The 18,805-nt window shown below is 44.8% G+C and carries 15 protein-coding genes; 2 read left to right on the forward strand and 13 right to left on the reverse strand.

Features of this window, described 5'->3' with window-relative positions; genetic code table 11:
• Nucleotides 1-109 precede the first annotated feature (109 nt).
• Genes AC04Q4_RS08970 through AC04Q4_RS08985 form a run of 4 tightly spaced genes read right to left on the reverse strand, consistent with a single transcriptional unit; the run spans nucleotide 110 to nucleotide 5,285 of the window.
• The gene (locus tag AC04Q4_RS08970; RefSeq protein ID WP_244092489.1) at nucleotides 110-1,189 is read right to left on the reverse strand and encodes a sugar ABC transporter substrate-binding protein; all 1,080 of its coding nucleotides are present in this window, start codon (nucleotides 1,187-1,189) and stop codon (nucleotides 110-112) included.
• 5 nt (nucleotides 1,190-1,194) lie between these two features.
• The gene (locus AC04Q4_RS08975; RefSeq protein WP_119238945.1) at nucleotides 1,195-2,793 is read right to left on the reverse strand and encodes a response regulator transcription factor; all 1,599 of its coding nucleotides are present in this window, start codon (nucleotides 2,791-2,793) and stop codon (nucleotides 1,195-1,197) included.
• The gene (locus tag AC04Q4_RS08980) at nucleotides 2,771-4,279 is read right to left on the reverse strand and encodes a sensor histidine kinase (protein WP_173736834.1); all 1,509 of its coding nucleotides are present in this window, start codon (nucleotides 4,277-4,279) and stop codon (nucleotides 2,771-2,773) included. The genes AC04Q4_RS08975 and AC04Q4_RS08980 overlap by 23 nt, the downstream gene beginning before the upstream one ends.
• Entirely contained in the window at nucleotides 4,257-5,285 is a 1,029-nt protein-coding gene (locus AC04Q4_RS08985) for a sugar ABC transporter substrate-binding protein (RefSeq protein WP_119238943.1), read from the reverse strand. Before AC04Q4_RS08985 ends, AC04Q4_RS08980 begins: the two co-directional genes overlap by 23 nt.
• A 141-nt stretch (nucleotides 5,286-5,426) precedes the next feature.
• Here AC04Q4_RS08985 and AC04Q4_RS08990 point away from each other — a divergent pair, with 141 nt between their 5' ends.
• Together AC04Q4_RS08990 and AC04Q4_RS08995 are read left to right on the forward strand one after the other, a co-directional pair.
• A complete protein-coding gene (locus AC04Q4_RS08990) occupies nucleotides 5,427-6,011 on the forward strand; it encodes a TetR/AcrR family transcriptional regulator (protein ID WP_119238942.1) in 585 nt (194 codons plus the stop codon).
• A 157-nt stretch (nucleotides 6,012-6,168) separates the two neighbouring features.
• Entirely contained in the window at nucleotides 6,169-8,133 is a 1,965-nt protein-coding gene (locus AC04Q4_RS08995) for an oleate hydratase (protein ID WP_119238941.1), read from the forward strand.
• Nucleotides 8,134-8,276: 143 nt separating this feature from the next.
• Here AC04Q4_RS08995 and larE read toward each other — a convergent pair whose 3' ends face one another.
• From larE to AC04Q4_RS09040, 9 genes are all read right to left on the reverse strand, one after another.
• Entirely contained in the window at nucleotides 8,277-9,104 is an 828-nt protein-coding gene (larE, locus tag AC04Q4_RS09000; protein WP_173736833.1) for an ATP-dependent sacrificial sulfur transferase LarE, read from the reverse strand.
• Nucleotides 9,105-9,154: 50 nt separating this feature from the next.
• Nucleotides 9,155-9,955: an MBL fold metallo-hydrolase gene (locus AC04Q4_RS09005; protein ID WP_173736832.1), complete on the reverse strand. Its 801-nt coding sequence runs from the start codon at nucleotides 9,953-9,955 to the stop codon at nucleotides 9,155-9,157.
• Nucleotides 9,956-10,187: 232 nt separating this feature from the next.
• Complete coding sequence (locus tag AC04Q4_RS09010) at nucleotides 10,188-10,310, reverse strand: hypothetical protein (RefSeq protein WP_264292053.1); 123 nt, start codon at nucleotides 10,308-10,310, stop codon at nucleotides 10,188-10,190.
• A gap of 112 nt (nucleotides 10,311-10,422) precedes the next feature.
• Entirely contained in the window at nucleotides 10,423-11,547 is a 1,125-nt protein-coding gene (locus AC04Q4_RS09015) for a DUF362 domain-containing protein (RefSeq protein ID WP_173736831.1), read from the reverse strand.
• A gap of 39 nt (nucleotides 11,548-11,586) precedes the next feature.
• Nucleotides 11,587-11,946 (reverse strand): inorganic diphosphatase, encoded by a 360-nt coding sequence (locus tag AC04Q4_RS09020; RefSeq protein WP_243873768.1) that lies wholly within the window; start codon nucleotides 11,944-11,946, stop codon nucleotides 11,587-11,589.
• Nucleotides 11,947-12,016: 70 nt separating this feature from the next.
• Complete coding sequence (locus AC04Q4_RS09025; protein ID WP_173736830.1) at nucleotides 12,017-13,621, reverse strand: xylulokinase; 1,605 nt, start codon at nucleotides 13,619-13,621, stop codon at nucleotides 12,017-12,019.
• Nucleotides 13,622-13,786: 165 nt separating this feature from the next.
• Nucleotides 13,787-15,112: an alpha-glucosidase/alpha-galactosidase gene (gene melA / locus AC04Q4_RS09030; protein ID WP_119238936.1), complete on the reverse strand. Its 1,326-nt coding sequence runs from the start codon at nucleotides 15,110-15,112 to the stop codon at nucleotides 13,787-13,789.
• Nucleotides 15,113-15,423: 311 nt separating this feature from the next.
• Nucleotides 15,424-16,344, reverse strand: coding sequence for an AraC family transcriptional regulator (locus AC04Q4_RS09035; RefSeq protein ID WP_173736829.1), 921 nt, complete (start codon nucleotides 16,342-16,344; stop codon nucleotides 15,424-15,426).
• 151 nt (nucleotides 16,345-16,495) lie between these two features.
• The gene (locus AC04Q4_RS09040) at nucleotides 16,496-18,715 is read right to left on the reverse strand and encodes an alpha-galactosidase (RefSeq protein WP_476388864.1); all 2,220 of its coding nucleotides are present in this window, start codon (nucleotides 18,713-18,715) and stop codon (nucleotides 16,496-16,498) included.
• Nucleotides 18,716-18,805 lie beyond the last annotated feature (90 nt).

The raw sequence follows: 18,805 nt of genomic DNA on the forward strand, positions 1-18,805 counted from the left end.
TGCTATTGATTTTTGTCATAATTGTGTATTATTGCGCATATGGATACACTGCCACATTACTTGCAGAATTTCACCGCCACATATATGCCGGTATGCAATCTGTTCTGCATTACTCTGTATCGTAATCTATATTGAGATATACTTCATCTCGTCTGTGGAAACCGCCGTCAATGATCACCTCATCAATATTATCCCTTGTAACGGCAACCGGTTCCAGCACCTTCGCCGGGATATCATAGCTTCCATCGCTCATGGTATCTGTCACATCTGACGAAATCTTTCCCTCTTCTGCCATCTTCACCGCATATTCAGCTGCCTGGCGTGCCAGATCTTCGATAGATTTAAATGCTGTCATGTACTGGGTTCCTTCCACAATACGCTGACATGCAGCCAGATCACCATCCTGGCCTACCACGATCACCTGTCCGGCAAGCTGGTTTTCCGCAAGAACCTGTATCACCTGGCTGGCAATATCATCATTTCCGCACATGATTCCCTTTACATCAGGATATTCTTCCAGTGCTTCCTCCACATAATCAGCTGCCAGCTCTGCGATCCAGCCCTCACAGTTGGCTTCGTAAACTACCTTCAGAGCACTATTTTTCAGAGTGTCTTCAAATCCCTCTTTTACCATGTCTACATTGTTATCTGAAGCAGATCCCTGGATCATAAAAATCTTTCCGCCATCAGGGATTGCTTCCATCATGGACTGTGCCATGACCTCTCCGACTTTCCGGTTATCAAAGGAAATATACATGTCTGTATCCGCATCATTTACCATGCGGTCATAGGAGATCACCCTGATTCCTACATTGTGGGCACGCTCCACGGCCTCAGATAATGCTTTGCAGTCTCTGGCAATGATCACGATCACGTCCATATGCTTCTTGATAAAATAGTCGATCTGGCTGATCTGCTCTTTTGTATCTGCTCCCGCATCCTGAACATTCACTTCCGCTCCCAGCTCCCTTGCTGTTGCCACGAATACATCCCTGTCACGGATCCACCTCTCAATAACAAAAGAATCCACTGTAAGACCGATCTGAATTTTCTTTTCTACTCCGTCTTCCTCTGTATCTATTTCCTGCGTAGCTGCCTGCTCTGTTTTTTCGGAAGTGCAGCCACTTAGCATCAATGTCAGCAAACACAGTAAAATCAACAGCTTCCTGATCATTTTCCCCCCGCTCATATTGTCTACCTCAACCTCTCTCTGAATTCACTTGGTGTCACGCCTTCGTATTTCTTGAATATCCTGCTGAAATAATTGGGGTCGCTGTATCCGGATTCCGCACAGATTTCCTTGATGGAAAGCCCTGAATCCTTGAGAAGTTCTCTTGCATTCCGAAGCCGCACTTCTGTAAGATACTCGATAAAATTTCCTCCGGTCTCCTGCTTAAAAAGCTTGCTGAAATAATAAGGGCTGATATCCACCTCCCGTGATACCTCATCCAGTGAAATATCTTTTTTGTAATTGTCCCGAATATAGGACTTTGCTTTTTCAATAATGGAAACCGCTTCTTTTTCCCTTGCGCTTTCCATGTTGCTGCAAATTTCTGATGTTTTGCCCAGGAACCATTTTTTTATCCCTTCTATGTCTGTATATTCCTGAATCTCATGAATATAATTTCTGCGGTAGCTGATCGCATATTTCACGGTACCTGCAAAAAAAGCCTTTTTTTCCACTCCCATCACAAGCTCCAGAATCTTGATGCGCATGTCCTCCAGATCTACTCCCTGCTGCTTCTCCATCCACCGGATAAATTCCTCGGCACAGCTTAAAGCTCCTGCCACATCCTTATCCATCACCCGCTTTTCATAGCGACGTTCCAGATCTCTTGGATATTCGCCGTCATATTTCTGTGCAGCCGGAACATCCTCAATATGTATCACATGGCTGGTACTTTCCCGAAGTGCGATCATGGCCTCCTTGAAGGATTCTTTCATGGTGCTTCCCATCTCCTTCACCCGGCCGATACCACAGCGAAATTTACTGTCAATCCTGCTTTCCAGCTTATGTACCATGTTTCTGGTTCTTGTTACAACCTCCACACGTTCCTCATAGGACTCCCTGGAATTACGGTACGGAACAAGCAGTACAATACGGTTTCCCATAATAGGTCCTACCAGACATTCAAAAAATCCCTGAGCGATTTCCCGGAATGTGGAATAAAATTTGTTTGCCTTCACACTGGCCCCCACTGCATTTGTAAGAACGCCATTTTCCGTAGAATCACCGAATTCAGCCACGATCATATATCCGTATTCTTCCCGGATATCCAGAAGCTCCCTGTAATTATCCTGGTATGTCTGAAAATCATCCTGCAGAAGAATATTATTGATATATCCGCTTTCGATCATAGGCACAACTGTTTCCAGCTTTTCACGGATACGGAGATCGTCGCTTCGCTTCTGTCTTGTGGAATCTACCCTTTCCATAGCTTTGGAGCATATTTCCAGAATCACCTTTTTGTTTACCGGCTTGGTAAGAAATTCCATAACTCCGAGATTTACCGCTTCCTTGGCATAATTAAATTTATCATAGGCTGTAATTATTACAAAGACCACAGATCTGTTAAATTTCTGAATTTCCCGGATTGCCTGGATTCCGCTTAAGCCCGGCATCTGAATATCCATAAAGCAGATATCCGGCGGATATTTCTCCGCCTCTTCCACAACCACACGGCCTGTCTTGGCTGTGTGGATCTCACATTCATTTCCATAATTGGAACTTATAATATTTTTCAGGGATTCCAGCATGATCCCTTCGTCATCAGCAAGCAGGATTCTGTACATTTTTTTCACTCCTCTCCAGAGGAATATTGATCACTACCTCTGTTCCCATTCCTTCACCTTCACTGTATATCTCCATCAATCCGTCACACTCATAATACAGTTCCAGACGGCTGATCACATTGTTCATTCCGATTCCCGTGGAATCACCCTCGCCCGAACTGCTGTGGACTTTTTTGGACAGGACTCTTTCTATCTGTTCTCTGGTCATTCCCAGTCCGTTATCTAGGACACTGATCTCAATATGATCGTCCCATCGCTCCACGCTGAGATTAATATGTCCCTCCCAGTCAATATTCCGTATTCCATGATTAACTGCGTTTTCCACAACCGGCTGCAGGATCATACTGGGAACACGCACATTTCCCACATCACATTCCACTTTTTTTGAAAAATGGATATCTCCGGCAAACCGCACGTTCAGAATATAAATGTAATTATCCACGGCCTCCAATTCTTCCTCAAGCGTCGCATCTTCCTCACCCTTCTTTACATTGTAGCGAAAAAAATCTGCCATCTTTTCCACAAAGATGCTGGTTTTTTCTGCATCCTCCATCATAGCAAGCTGTACTCCTGCATTTAAGGAATTAAAAAGGAAATGCGGGTTGATCTGAGACTGGAGATACTTAAGCTGCGCTTCCTTGAGATGTGTTTCCATCAAAAGCTCCCGCTCTATCATCTGCTGTTCTTTTTCCATGCCGGCCTTTGTCCTGGCAATGTAAAGACTAAGATTCTCCACCATGGTATTAAAAGCTCTTGTTACCTCTCCAAGCTCATCCCTGGAATCTGTCGGGGGCATCTTTACATTAAAATTCCCCTGACCTACCAGCTGTGCAGTTTCCGCCATATTGGTCAGCGGCAGGAACATCTCCCTTGTTGCTGTGATCAGAAGGAACATTCCACAGACCACCACCAGAAGCATGATCACCATATTACTGATCTCCAGATATCTCATAACCGCCCGGAGAGCTGCATAGGTCTGGGAATTTTCTTTAAAAAGCTGCTTGTTCAGCTCATCCATAGAACTCTGGATATAACTGTAAAGCTCAAGGCTTTTATCATATTCCTGCTTATATTTTTCCACATTCCTGCCTCTCTTGGCAGCTACAGTTCCTGCTGTACAGGAAAGATATGCTTCCGACATCTTACGTATCTTCTTCTCCAGAAGTTTCACGGAATCATCAATATTCTGTTCATTTAACTCCTCCAGCTCCTGCCTGTATTTCGCCTCATTCTGATAGTAATCCATTAATGCCTGAGAATTTTTTACCTTCAGATACTGGTACATGCTGTCCTGCACATCGTCAAAAACCTGCCCAAGCTCTGTGATCTGGGCATTACTGGCATACACATCGTCCATCTCCTGCATGGAGTTGTTGATCCGCGCATAAAACAGCATATTGATGCTGAACAGTAAAAGTGCCAGCACTCCAACCTCCAGCATGATCTTGCTTACAAGAGAAAAGTCACTCCAACGGATTTTTTTCATCTGTGACTGCCTCCCTCCTCATCTTCTCCACTGCTGTTTTGTCAAGAAAATTAATGTCTACGTTATAGAAAGAATTGGTTCTTCCATCTTCTATATAGCTGGTAACTGCCTCCACGCTGTACTGTCCCAGCTGGGTCGTGTCCACATCACAGGTAACTGAAATGACACCTTTTTCTACTGCTGCAAGGATATCCTCAGATGTATAGTAACCGATGATCTCCACCTTTCCTGCAAGATTAAAATCCAGAACTGCCTGTCTTGCACACTCCGTTGTCTCTTCATCCATGCACACCAGGATATCCGGAATATTCCGCTTCTGCTGAAAAATATCAGTAACTGCCTCCTCTGTCTCAAAGGTTCCTGTTGACAGAAGATTCCTTCCCTTGATCTCAATATCCGCAGAACCGACCGCTGTCTGAACTGCATTACTGATCTGGGTATATATCTGACTTTCATTCATATCGTCAATATCCCGTTTCTGCAGGATCAGGATCTTCTTCGTGTTCTCATTCACATATCTGGCAACAATTTCCCCGTAAGCCATGCCAAGCTGATAATCGCTGACTCCCACAAAGCTCTGGCGGCGGCTGTGCACCGCATCACTCATGACTGTAACTACCGGTATTCCGTTTCTTACTGCAGTATTGATTGCTTCTTCCAGACCGGCTTCTCCATTATACTGCAGGATAATACCATCCGCCTTGGCCGCAATGCTCATATTCATATAATCAAGTTTATTATAGGATGTTTCTCTATCCGACCCCATGATCTCAAGCAGTACATTATTGGAAGCTGCTTTTTTCTTCGCACTGTCATATACTGCCTGCCAAAACTGGGAATCAGGGCTATCCACAATCATGTCGTACTGGTATTTATATATTTTCTCTTCCTGTTCATCCAACCCTGCTTTTTCACTGATTCCTCTGTAATAGGATTCTCCTGTCATATAAGTAAGTACTATCACGGCAGCAAAAACCAGCAGGATGCAAGCTGATTTCTTTTTCATAATACACTCCATTCTGTTTCACAAAACATTCCGGGTTTCAGTTTATCATAATTTCACAGAAAAGTCACTGTTTGACATGGATTTTCTGTGCACTTTCATGTTATATTAATAACCATAAACCTACCAAAGGAGGGTGTACTTATGACAAATGCAACCAAGCTTGCCCTGGAAGAATCCCTGAAACATCTGCTTCTTAAGAAGCCTTTAGATAAGATAACCATCAACGACCTTACCACTGACTGCGGAATCAGCCGCATGACTTTTTACTATCATTTCAAGGATATCTATGATCTTGTGGAGTGGTGTTGTCTGGAAGATGCCAGAATTGCCCTTCAGGGCAAAAAAACCTCTTCCACCTGGCATGAAGGGCTTCTACAGATCTTTGATGCCGTGATGGAAAACAAGCCATTTATCTTAAATGTATACCGCTGCGTGGGACGGGAACAAATCGAGAATTATCTGTTCCAGCTTACCTGCAATCTTCTTATGGGCGTGGTAACAGAAAGATCAAAAGACATCCCCATCACGGATAAACAGAAAATTTTTATCGCAGATCTGTATAAATACAGCTTTGTAGGGATCATGCTGGACTGGATCAAAAACGGCATGCGTGAAGATTATCGCGGGATCGCGGATGATACCGCAACTGCACTATACGGAAGCATCGACAACGCCATCCGTAATTTTGCCGCCAGAAACAAAACTGCAGAAATGCATACAGAATAAAAACTTATCAAAACAGACATAATGATAAAAAACTGAACACTTTCGGTGTTTTGTAAATAGAATCTTTTTTCCGGATGGGCTATCATAGCATCAACAGCAACAAAGAACAGTTAATCCGATACAAACAGGTATCTCATTTATGAAAGGTGGATGTCATATGTCAGATAAAAAAGGATTCATGGGACTTGCAGCACTTGCAGCAGCCGGAGCCGGCGCAGCCATACTGATGAAAAAAACAAAAGAGATCAATGAAGAGGAAACTTTACATGTAAAGAAAACTACCGAAAATTACCGCAATACAGAGCGCGGAAAATATGACAAAAACAGTAAAGGAATTTATTACTCCAACGGTAACTACGAAGCTTTTGCCCGCCCTGAGAAACCGGAAGGTATTGATGATAAACATGCCTATATCGTAGGAAGCGGTCTTGCTTCCCTTGCGGCTGCCTGCTTCCTTGTAAGAGATGCACAGATGCCTGGTGAACACATCCACATTCTGGAAGCCATGGATATCGCCGGCGGTGCCTGCGACGGAATCTATGATCCGTCAAGAGGCTACATTATGCGCGGCGGCCGTGAGATGGAGAACCATTTTGAATGTCTGTGGGATCTTTTCCACAGTATTCCTTCCCTTGAAAAACCGGGTGCTTCCGTTCTGGATGAATTCTACTGGCTGAATAAGCATGATCCGAACTACTCTCTCTGCCGTGCAACTGTGAACCGTGGCCAGGATGCACATACAGACGGCAAGTTCAATCTGAGCCAGAAAGGCTGTATGGAAATCATGAAGCTGTTCATGACCAAAGATGAGGATCTCTACGATAAGACTATTGAAGATGTATTTGACGATGAGGTGTTTAATTCCACCTTCTGGCTGTACTGGCGCACCATGTTTGCTTTTGAAAACTGGCACAGTGCACTTGAGATGAAGCTTTACTTCCAGCGTTTTATCCATCATATCGCAGGCCTTCCGGATTTCAGTGCCCTGAAATTCACGAAATATAATCAGTACGAATCTCTGATTCTTCCTATGAAGAAATATCTGGAGGACGCAGGTGTTGACTTCCAGTTCAACACAGAAGTCACAAATGTTATCTTTGATTTCAAGGATGGCAAAAAGACCGCTTCTGCTATTGAGTGCAAAGTAAAAGGCGTTGAGCAGGGTATCCTTCTCACAGAAAATGATCTTGTTTTCGTCACAAACGGAAGCTGTACAGAGGGCACGATCTACGGTGATCAGAACCATGCACCGAATGGTGATGCAGAGGTACGTACCAGCGGAGTATGGTCCCTGTGGAAAAATATCGCAGCTCAGGATCCGTCTTTCGGACATCCGGAGAAATTCTGCTCAGACATTGCCAAGACCAACTGGGAATCTGCTACCGTCACCACACTGGATGACCGTATCATCCCTTATATCACTAACATCTGTCAGCGTGATCCACGTACCGGCAAGGTCGTTACCGGTGGTATCGTAAGCTGCCAGGATTCCAAATGGCTCTTAAGCTGGACCATCAACCGTCAGGGACAGTTCAAGGAGCAAGATCCTGATAAAGTCTGCGTATGGGTTTACGGACTTTTCACAGATGTTCCCGGCGACTATATCAAGAAGCCGATGAAAGACTGCACAGGTAAAGAGATCACTGCAGAGTGGCTGTACCACCTTGGTGTTCCGGTGGATCAGATCGATGATATGGCTGAGAACAGTGCGATCTGCGTTCCGACCATGATGCCTTATATCACAGCTTTCTTCATGCCGCGTGCCAAAGGTGACCGCCCGGATGTTATCCCGGATGGCTGTGTGAACTTCGCATTCCTCGGACAGTTTGCCGAAACTCCGCGTGATACTGTTTTCACTACAGAATATTCTGTACGTACTGCAATGGAGGCTGTATATGGCCTCACTGGTGTAGACCGTGGTGTTCCGGAAGTATGGGGAAGTGTTTACGATATCCGTGAGCTTCTGGACAGCTCCGTGAAACTGATGGACGGCAAATCTCCTCTTGAGATCCAGCTCCCCGGACCTCTGAATGCACTGAAGAAGCCTCTTCTGAATGTTGTGAAGGGAACTGTGGTTGAGAAAGTACTGCGGGATCATAATGTTCTGAAGGATTATATGTAAGATATACAGCCCGCCAGGCAGATATTCTCAATTCAAAATTTGAAATTTGAAAACAGTAATTGAGCCTCAGGTTCTATTTGTGCAGCAATCCCCCGGAAATACTTCTCGTGCGGTATTTCCGGGGGATTATTTATTTTCCGATACTATTTTCCCAGTGTTTCATTCATACTTCCGGACCGGAAGCCCTGAAGATCCAATGTTACGTAGGAGAATCCCAGAGTGCAGAATTTCTCTGTGATCTTTGTTCTTGTCTCATTATCTGCAATTTTCAGGATATCCTCTTCCGGGACTTCGATCCTCGCCATTGTTCCATGAATGCGTACGCGGAACTGGTGGAAGCCAAGCTCCATCAGAAACTGCTCAGCCTGGTCTACCATGTGAAGTTTTTCCTCAGTAATGGTTTCACCGTATACAAATCTGGATGCAAGACAGGCAAAGGACGGCTTGTTCCAGGTTGGAAGGTTCATGTGCTTTGACAGCTCACGGATCTCTTCTTTATAGAGGTCTGCTTCCTGAAGAGGACTTCGCACGCCAAGCTCCTGGATGGCTCTTTTTCCCGGGCGATAATCGCCTAAGTCATCCATGTTGGAGCCTTCTGCGATCATATTCATATTATGCGCTTTCGCTGCTTCCCAGAGTTTTGTGAAAATGGCTTTTTTGCAGATGTAGCAGCGGTCCGGTGGATTCTGCCGAAATCCCGGGATCTCAAATTCATTGATCCTGCAGACTTCCTGGCAGATGTGGTTCTCCTGGCAAAATTCCTCCGTTTCTTTCAGCTCTCTGTCTGTGAAAGAGCAGGGGCATGCAGTGATGGCCATAGCCTTGTCACCAAGTGTTTCCTGTGCAGCTTTCAGCAGAAATGTGGAATCTACACCGCCGGAAAATGCTACAGCTACGCTTCCAAGAGAATGAATGATATCCTGGAGTTTTCTGTATTTTTTTTCAAGTATGATGTTGTCTGTTTCTGGCATGTGTTATGTTACCTCGCACTTCCGGTCTTTTCTTTTTACTTCATAAAAAATTACATTTCGATCACATCAAGATCATCCGGAACAAACAGATTTCCGTGATAATACTCTCTGCCTTCTGCTCCGTAAAGTTCTTTACGATTCTTAATGTTCTTATCCTCTGTGTGATACAGTACAAGATTCTTTACGCCAAGCTGCTGGGCAAGCTCGCTGGCATCCTTAACTGTGGAATGATGTTTCTCATAAGGATTGAAGATGTCACGCTGTCCATACAGGCAAAATGCTTCGTGAAACATCCAGTCGCTGCCTTTCGCATATTTCTCCTCGCATTCGTTGTATGGCTCATCTCCGCAGCATGTCAGCACCTTGTTATCTCCGTAGATCATCTGGAAACCGAACTGTTTCGCCTTGGTAGAACCGATATCGAAAAATGTTATTTTCTTATTGAGAATCGTTTTCTCTTCGCCGTCTTTTATCTCGATCAGATGAAGTCTATCACCGATGTACTGTGTCTCTTTCTTGTTGAGAAGCTTAAATGCCATGTCTTTCAGAAGTCCGATTACTTCGTCATGTGCGTAGATATTGGCCTCGCCCTGATAAGCACCCTTCTTCATGTTCTGGCAGATAATTCGGATCACCCAAACAATTCCCATGATATGGTCAACATGCTTATGTGTAACAAAGATCTCATGAACATCCATCAGATCTACGCCTGCTTTCTTAAGCTGGGAAAGCACAGTGTTTCCACCGCCGCCGTCAACCAGAAAATGGCCGTACTCATCGCTGAGCACGAAGCATGTATTATAGCACTCCGTTACCAGTGCGTTGCCTGTTCCAAGCATGGTTAATTTCATTATTTTTTCTCCTCCTGTATATCACAGCGAATTTCTGCAGTTAGCCACCTGCTGCTCTTTCGCTGTCCGACTGGCTGTAATCTGTTGTAACGTATGTACTTACTATTAACAGCCTGGTATTTTTATTTTCTGTGTTTTTCGTGTCTCATGATACCATTAAGGAAAAATATTTTCAATAAAATTTTCACTGATCATCTCATGAACCAAAGGGCTGGAAATGGCATATTCTCTCTTACGTTATCACCTTTGTTCCACGGTACATTTTCCTGTCTTCTTTTCTGCCTTCTTCTCTTCCTGCCTCAAGTACCTCTGCTTTTGCAAATTCATATACGGATTCCTTCCATCTTTTTGCCATAGGCAACACCTGCTGTTTTGCAGAAGTGGAAGAACATTTTGGGCATATAAAAAGCAGGTGCTATCACATGTCATCCATGTCTGCTCCTGCTTTTTATCATTTGATATATTTTTTATTTAATCTTCTTCAGCTCATACTCTCTTGTTCCCAGGCCGATCTTTTCTGCCTGGTCCAGAGTTGCTTTCCATTCTACATTAGGGTTGGAATCTTTGAAATGATCGTGATGACAGTGCCATCCTGGCTCTGCCAGATGCTCTCCAAGCTGGCTGTTTTCGATCGGCGTTGCCTTGAGACAGGCATCTGCACATGCCTGATCCAGAGCTACCGGGTCAAAGCTTGCGAACATTCCGATATCCGGAAGGATCGGCGCATCGTTCTCACCGTGGCAGTCGCAGTTCGGGCTGATATCCTGTACCAGTGCAATATGAAAATGTGGACGGCCATGACAGACAGCCTGTGCATACTCAGCCATCTTGCGGTCAAGCATTTCATTAGCACTGCTATTCGGATTGTAAACAGCATCAAAACTGCAGGCTCCGATACAGCGGCCACAGCCCTTGCATTTATCATAATCAATAACTGCTTTTTTGTTTACATAAGTAATGGCATCACTTCCACATTCTTTCGCGCAGCGTTTGCATCCACGACAGACTTCTTCGTTGATGGCAGGTTTACCGCTGGCATGCTGCTGCATCTTTCCTGCACGGCTTCCGCAGCCCATACCGATATTTTTCAGAGCACCGCCGAATCCTGTTGACTCATGCCCTTTAAAGTGACTGAGACTGATAAAAATATCCGCATCCATGATCGCATGTCCGATCAGCGCAGTTTTGCAGTATTCTCCGTTTACTACCGGAACCTCTATCTCATCTGTTCCTCGAAGTCCATCTCCAATAATGATCTGGCAGCCTGTAGTAATGGTATTAAAACCATTGAGGTTTGCACAGTCCAGATGCTCCAGAGCATTCTTTCTGCTTCCTGGGTAAAGAGTGTTGCAGTCTGTCAGAAATGGCAGCCCGCCCTGTTCTTTGCAGAGATCTGCCACAGCTTTTGCATAGTTCGGGCGAAGAAATGCCAGGTTTCCCAGCTCACCGAAATGCATCTTAATGGCTACAAATTTTCCGTCCATGTCAATGTCTCTGATTCCGGCAGCAACACAGAGTTTTTTCAGCTTATCAAGCTGGCTGGTTCCCACAGGACAACGAAAATCTGTAAAATAAACTGTTGATTTTTCCATTGTGATGTTTTCTCCTTATTTAATATCACTTGCTGCCTTTTATTCAATCATCTCTATCTCTGTCTTAAAATACTGTTCCTGAAAACTTACCTGTGCCATGATTTCCTCGGCCGTCATAGTCATGTTTTCCGGTACTGCCACCCATTTATCTTCCACATCATTAAGACGGTGGATAACAGCGATGATTTTACCTGTAAATTCCTTTATCTGGTAATCCACGCCCAGAACATATACATCCTGTTCCTCGCCATCCGGAGCAATGATTCCTTCTATGTATCCATAATTTACCGGATAGAAAAGCTCCTTGTGCTCCGGATGGTAAGTATTCATCGGACGATCGATCACGACATGTACGATCTGGCCTGGAGCCGGTTTCTTTTCATGATCTGTCTGTTTCATTTATATTCCTCTGATTTCATTTTCATTATTCCTGTAAATCAAAGATTTATATTTCAATCCGTTCTGCTCTTTACCAGATCCTGGATTCTACAGCCGCACGCTCAATGCCAAGGCCTTTCATATACCGATTCATGAACGCATCAAATCCCTTCACACCTTCTGCTTCCGGTGCCAGTGTACTTCCTTCATTTCCTTTGAAGACATTTTCATCCAGAAAATCAGCAAGATCTTCACCATCATTTTTGTTAATGAGATAAGATGCCAAGATCGCGATTCCCCAGGCTCCGCCTTCTCCTGCGGTTGACATAACGGAAACCGGTGCATTCACTGCATCTGCAAGGATCTGCTGGCCAACACCTTTTGTCTTAAAGAGGCCGCCATGTCCAAGAAGCTTGTCGATCTTCACATGCTCCTGATTAAGAAGGATATCAAGACCTACACGCATAGCTCCAAGACAGGTATAAAGATTGTTTCTCATAAAATTGGCAAGTGTAAATTTGCTCTCCGGAGAGCGGACAAACAGAGGACGTCCCTCCTCAAAGCCAGTCATATGCTCACCTGAGAAATAACAATAGGAAAGAAGTCCGCCACAGTCAGGATCTCCCTCCATTGCTTTATTGTAAAGTGTTCCGAACAATTTGTCCATATCCACTTCCATGCCCATTGCTTCCATAAATTCCTTAAACACATTCACCCAGGCATTCAAATCAGATGTGCAGTTGTTGGAATGTGCCATGGCAACCGGATCACCGGCAGGTGTTGTGACCATATCGATCTCTTTGTACGGTTTGGAAAGGGCTTTTTCCAGGACGATCATGGCAAATACAGAAGTTCCTGCTGAAACATTTCCTGTCCGCTGACGCACACTGTTTGTGGCAACCATACCGGTTCCTGCGTCTCCCTCAGGCGGACACATCGGGATTCCTGCTTTCAGTCTGCCGGTTACATCAAGAAGCTTTGCTCCTTCTTCTGTAAGAGTACCCGCATCCTGTCCTGCAACCATAACCTCCGGCATGATATCGCGGAGTTTCCATGGGAATCCATAAGGAGCTACCAGCTCATCAAATTTCTTCACCATCTCCTCATTGTAGTCTTTTGTTTCGCTGTCGATGGGGAACATACCTGCCGCATCACCGATACCCAGAACTCTTTTTCCGGTAAGCTTCCAGTGTACATAGGCTTCCAGAGTTGTGATATAATCAATATCTTTCACATGCTCCTCGCCGTTTAAGATCGCCTGGTACAGATGTGCAATGCTCCATCTCTGAGGGATATTATAATGGAAAAGTTCTCCAAGTTTCTCAGATGCCTCACCTGTGATATTGTTTCTCCATGTGCGGAACGGAACCATCAGCTCGCCTGCTTTGTTAAACGGCATATATCCGTGCATCATGGCACTGACTCCAAAAGCCCCTACGCTTGTCAGCTCCACTCCATATTTTTCCCGGACATCTTTTGCCATATCCTGATAGCTGGCCTGGAGACCTTTCCAGATTTCCTCCAGGCTGTATGTCCAGATACCATCCACATACTGATTCTCCCATCCGTAACCGCCGGATGCGATAGGCTGGTTCTTATCATCAACCAGAACTGCCTTGATCCTTGTAGAACCAAACTCGATTCCAAGTGCTGTGCGGTTCTCAAGAATCGCTGTTTTTGCCTCATTTGCTCCCATTGTAAAAATCCTCCCGTATTATTTGCTGAAATACATATCCCAATTATAATATTCCTGTGAAAAAACATCAACATTTTACATCATAAAAAGGCCGGAACATCCATTTTAATGATCCGGCCTGTCTATTCAGAAAACTGCTCGGGAGTCCCCTGACATACCTTTCATTTAGCGGTACATCTTCATATAATCTCCATGTGCCTCGATCAGCTCATCACACATTGCCTGGATATCTTTGATATTCAGCTCTGCACCTGTGTGAGGATCCATCATAGCTGCCTGATAGATCTTCTGGCGGTCTTTGGTCACTGCTGCCTCAATAGCAAGGAGCTGCGGGCTGACATTGGATGAGTTCATAGCTGCCAGCTGTGTAGGAAGCTTGCCCACTTTTACCGGGTGTACACCGGTTCCGTCAATATAACATGGAACCTCTACGCAGGCATCTGACGGAAGGTTGTCGATATAACCGTTGTTAAGAACGTTTCCACCAATCTTGTACGGTGTGTTTGTAACAACAGCCTCCATGATGTAGGAAGCATACTCTTTACTTCTCTCATGGCCGATCTTGCCGTCTTTGAGGATATCCTCACGCTCTTTTTCCCAACCCTCGATCTGTTTGATACATCTTCTCGGATATTCGTCAAGTGGAATATTGAATTCCTCGATCATCTCCGGATATCTGGATTTGATAAAGAACGGATTGTACTCTGCATTGTGCTCACTGGACTCTGTGCAGTAGTAGCCAAGATGACGGATGTACTCATAACGTACCATATCCTCATGTTTCTCACCGGAAGTATTCTTCTCCTCTGCAATTCTGCGGATCTCCGGGTACAGATCGTTTCCGTCTTTATCATGGATTTCAAGAAGCCATGCCATATGGTTGATACCTGCGATCAGCTCGGTACGTCCCTCAAGCTTGTCTTCCATTCCCATTCCCTCAAGAAGCTTCTGGGAGCAGACCTGAACGCTGTGGCAGAGACCTACTGTACGGATCTTTGTGAAGCGCTGCATATAACCGGTAAGCATTGCCATCGGATTGGAATAGTTCAGGAACAGAGTGTTCGGGCAGACCTCTTCCATGTCCCGGGCAAACTCTTCCAGAACCGGAATGGTACGAAGTGCACGCATGATTCCACCGATTCCCAGAGTATCTGCGATTGTCTGTTTGATGCCGTATTTCTTCGGGATCTCAAAGTCTGTTACTGTACATGGCTCATAACCGCCTACCTGAATGGCATTAACTACGAAATCCGCATCGCGAAGTGCATCTTTACGGTTCTCGGCACCAAGATAGGTTTTGATCACTGCGCGGTCCTCGTTTACGTTGTGATTGATGGCACTTAAGATAATTCTGGAATCCTCCAGTCTCTTCTCGTCAATATCATAAAGTGCGATCTCGCTCTCGCGAAGTGCCGGTGTGCACATACAGTCTCCAAGTACATTTCTTGCGAAAACCGTGCTTCCAGCTCCCATGAATGTAATTTTGATCATGTTCGTTTCCTCCTGTTCTCTTTATTAGATCTCTTATCCGGAATTGTTATATTTTTCTTTAAAATTCCTGATTTTCTGCTATTTCTGCGGTGCAGTCCCGCTTCGTTTTCCTTGTGAGCTTATCATACTACCGGAAACTTGTTTAAAATATGTACTTTGATGTTAATAATTGTTGTTTTGTTGCATGAGATACCCAGAAGTAATTTTCTATAACATTTCTTATGACATAAAAAACTCTCTGCCCGATACCAGAATTTTATATATTCTGGCACAGACAGAGAGTTTTTTTCTTCGTGAAATATATCACAGGCTCAGGCCTCAGATTCCGTATAATCGCCCTTCTTTCCATTCACTACAAGTCTTCTCTTTTCTTCCTTGTATTCTCTCGGACTTCTTCCTGTTCTTGCCTTGAATACCTTGGAAAAAGCCAGCGGATCTCCATACCCTACTCTTGCAGCTACTTCACTGACCTGAATATCTCCGTTTTTCAGAAGAGTTTTCGCCTTCTCAATGCGAAGATTCATAAGATATTCCTGCGGCGAGCATCCAAGGCTTTTTTTAAATGAACTGGTAAGATAGCTCCGGTTGACGCCAATGCGGTCTGCCAGCTCATTGATCTTCAGCCTCTTGTCAAAGTTGGCTGCAATGTAATCCACTGCCTGCTCCACATAAACGGAATTTGGATATCTGTGGGATGGAAGAAGCTTGCCTTCTCTCAAACATGCATCCCGGTTATCTGTGATCAGGTCAGAAAAAAGAAGCAGCAGAAGTCCGTTTCGTTTCAGCTCATTTTCAAAAACGAGCTTGTTGGTCCGTACCATTGCATCAATATACTTCGCAGCATTTTCCATGCAGTGGATCCTTCGGACCGGATTTTCCCGGCTGAAACCACTTACATGAATCACTTCCTCGGCAATCATTCCCTCAAATCCTACCCAGCGGTACGTCCAGGGATTGTCCATGTCTGCCTCATACCAGGCCTCCACACCGGGTGGGATCAGAAATGCTTCTCCACCGGTCAGATGATACTGATAGCCATCCATCTCAAAAACCCCGGTTCCGGATTCCACGATATGAAGTACATGAGAGATCCTTTTATTTGGTCCAAATCGATGTCCCGGATCACAGCTTTCCCACCCACAGTAAGTAAGACAGAGATCCACCGCACCTTTCTTTAAATTCTCCAGACATTTATAGCTGTCTGAGTTTGTAAAACCAACTGTATGAAGCAACTTTTCACCTCCCTGATATTCTGCGTTCTTTTTTTCAGATCAAACGGATATCCGTAATCTACAGCTCTGTTCAGACAGCCGGCAACTCAGCAACAGACCGCCATATCCGGCGGTCTGTCTGTACCAGCTAACTGTTCTGCAGCCGATCCGATCAACCCTCTGCCTCAATTGTATACAATACAGAATGGAAATCACCGTTTGTCTTGTTGCAGTAGTCACGATCAACCGGGATTCCTGCATACATCAATTCATTTCCATATGCTTTCAGGCACTTATCTTCCCATTCTACTCTGTAGAGCTGATCCTCGTCAAGACCTTTGAAGCGCAGACGCATCCAGGAAGCATTAACCTTGTTCAGTCTCTCATAATAACCGGCAACTGCCTGTTTCTTATCCCTGGAAACAACCATCCACGCAGTATCATTTCCTTCGAACGGACTTAAGATACGGTAAAAATCACCCTCCACCTGAATCAGGTCACGGTGTTTCTTCATGAATTCAACCTGTGCCTTTACCTCATCGATCTCTTTGGCACTTAAAAGGTTCAGATCCAGCTCATAGCCAAAGGTTCCGAAATATGCCACATTTGCTCTTGTGGAAAGCGGTGTGGTACGGTGCAGCTGATGATTCGGTACTGCCGATACATGAGATCCCATGCTGACGATCGGATAGACAAAGGAGGTACCGTACTGGATCTTTTCTCTCTCAGCAGCATCGGTATCATCACTGGTCCATGTCTGCGGTGCAAAATACAGCATTCCCGGATCAAATCTTGCTCCGCCGCTTGCGCAGGATTCAAAGAGGATGTCAGGGAATCTCTCTGTCAGTCTTGTATACAGCTCATAAACACCAAGGATATATTTATGCATGGTCTTACCCTGATCTGCTGCAGATGCGCCGCGGCTGAAAGGCTCAGACATGTAACGGTTCATATCCCATTTAATGTAGGAAATGGAAGATTCCTCGATAACCTTGGAGATGGAATCATAAATGAAATCCACAACCTCAGGTCTGGAAAAATCAAGAACGTGCTGATGTCTTGAGTGAGACTCAAAACGGTCCGGTGCTCCGATGAGCCAGTCCGGATGTGCTCTGTAGCAGTCACTGTTCTTGTTTACCATCTCAAGCTCTACCCAGAGACCGAATTTCAGGCCCATCTCCTCGATCTTACGGGAAAGTCCGGAAATTCCGTTTGGAAGCTTATTCTTATTTACGAACCAGTCACCAAGGCCCTGGTAATCATCATTTCTTGTTCCAAACCATCCGTCATCCAGAACGAACAGCTCTACCCCAACCTCTTTGGCTTTTTTTGCAATATTGAGGATTTTTTCCTCATCAAAATCAAAATAGGTTGCTTCCCAGTTATTAAGAAGGATCGGGCGTGCATGGTTTCTCCATTTTCCACGCATCAGGCGGTCACGGTACAGTCTGTGGTAAGCCTGGCTCATTCCATTTAAGCCCTTATCACTGTATACCATAACAACCTCCGGAGTCTGAAATTCTTCATCTCTGGAAAGCTCCCAGGAAAAGCCCTGAGGATTGATTCCCATCATAACTCGTGTCATCTCATAGGTGGAAACCTCAACCTGTGCAAGGAAGTTGCCGCTGTACACAAAGCTGAAGCCGAAAACCTCGCCTGTGTCTTCTGTTGTATGAGGACGTTTCAGTGCGATAAACGGATTCTGCTCAGAGCTGGAACCGGTTCCTGCAAGGCTCTGTACAGCCTGTGTCCCCATCTCAAGTTTGCGTGTTTTTACATAACGCTCACGTGCCCACGCACCGGAAAGATGGATCATCTCATAATCCATATCCGGAAACTCCACTGCTGCACTCATCACATTCTCAAGCCGGATCCTCTGATCCCCTTTCTGAACAAGGCGTGCGCTTCTTGTGATCACCGGATAATCCTCATATACGGAATATGTAAGAATAAGATCTGTATCCATCACAGAATCATGAAGTGTGATATCCAGAGATGTTGCTTCCTCATCACTTTCTGTATAAGTTGCCGGAAGACCTGCAAGCTTCTTCTTGCCACCATAGATCTCATGAGAAACATATTTGAAATCTACGATCTCGCTTCCGTTCTCCTGACGAACAGTAAGGGCAGGGTTTCTGTAATCACCGGTTCCGTAAACAGGATACTCCTGTTTGGTATACTGCATGGAAAGAAGTCCTGGCTCCGGAACACATACAGCCATCAGGGAACGCATGATCTCCTCGTGGAGATAGCTGAAATCCTCTTTATCGCGGATGGCTTTTCCATAGTAAAGATTCTCCATCTGGCCATTTTCCATGATACAGGTGATGTAGCTTAAATGTTTGTTATAAATGTGGAATGTCTTTGATCCCTCATGAAATTTGATCGGCATAATTTTCTCCTTTTTTCGTTTACTGCGGATAAAAATACCGCTGACAACCTTAATAACCAAATCCTCAGTTATATACATTGTCAGCGGTCT

Source organism: Blautia sp. HA8986 (assembly GCF_056504635.1).

Coding starts and splice junctions, on each gene's coding strand:
- AC04Q4_RS09040 (WP_476388864.1), bottom strand. CDS start 18,715: ATGCCGATCAAATTTCATGAGGGATCAAAGACATTCCACATTTATAAC.
- AC04Q4_RS08990 (WP_119238942.1), top strand. CDS start 5,427: ATGACAAATGCAACCAAGCTTGCCCTGGAAGAATCCCTGAAACATCTG.
- melA (WP_119238936.1), bottom strand. CDS start 15,112: ATGATCAAAATTACATTCATGGGAGCTGGAAGCACGGTTTTCGCAAGA.
- AC04Q4_RS09020 (WP_243873768.1), bottom strand. CDS start 11,946: ATGAAACAGACAGATCATGAAAAGAAACCGGCTCCAGGCCAGATCGTA.
- AC04Q4_RS08975 (WP_119238945.1), bottom strand. CDS start 2,793: ATGTACAGAATCCTGCTTGCTGATGACGAAGGGATCATGCTGGAATCC.
- AC04Q4_RS08980 (WP_173736834.1), bottom strand. CDS start 4,279: ATGAAAAAAATCCGTTGGAGTGACTTTTCTCTTGTAAGCAAGATCATG.
- larE (WP_173736833.1), bottom strand. CDS start 9,104: ATGCCAGAAACAGACAACATCATACTTGAAAAAAAATACAGAAAACTC.
- AC04Q4_RS09005 (WP_173736832.1), bottom strand. CDS start 9,955: ATGAAATTAACCATGCTTGGAACAGGCAACGCACTGGTAACGGAGTGC.
- AC04Q4_RS08970 (WP_244092489.1), bottom strand. CDS start 1,189: ATGAGCGGGGGGAAAATGATCAGGAAGCTGTTGATTTTACTGTGTTTG.
- AC04Q4_RS09010 (WP_264292053.1), bottom strand. CDS start 10,310: ATGGCAAAAAGATGGAAGGAATCCGTATATGAATTTGCAAAAGCAGAG.
- AC04Q4_RS09015 (WP_173736831.1), bottom strand. CDS start 11,547: ATGGAAAAATCAACAGTTTATTTTACAGATTTTCGTTGTCCTGTGGGA.
- AC04Q4_RS09025 (WP_173736830.1), bottom strand. CDS start 13,621: ATGGGAGCAAATGAGGCAAAAACAGCGATTCTTGAGAACCGCACAGCA.
- AC04Q4_RS08985 (WP_119238943.1), bottom strand. CDS start 5,285: ATGAAAAAGAAATCAGCTTGCATCCTGCTGGTTTTTGCTGCCGTGATA.
- AC04Q4_RS08995 (WP_119238941.1), top strand. CDS start 6,169: ATGTCAGATAAAAAAGGATTCATGGGACTTGCAGCACTTGCAGCAGCC.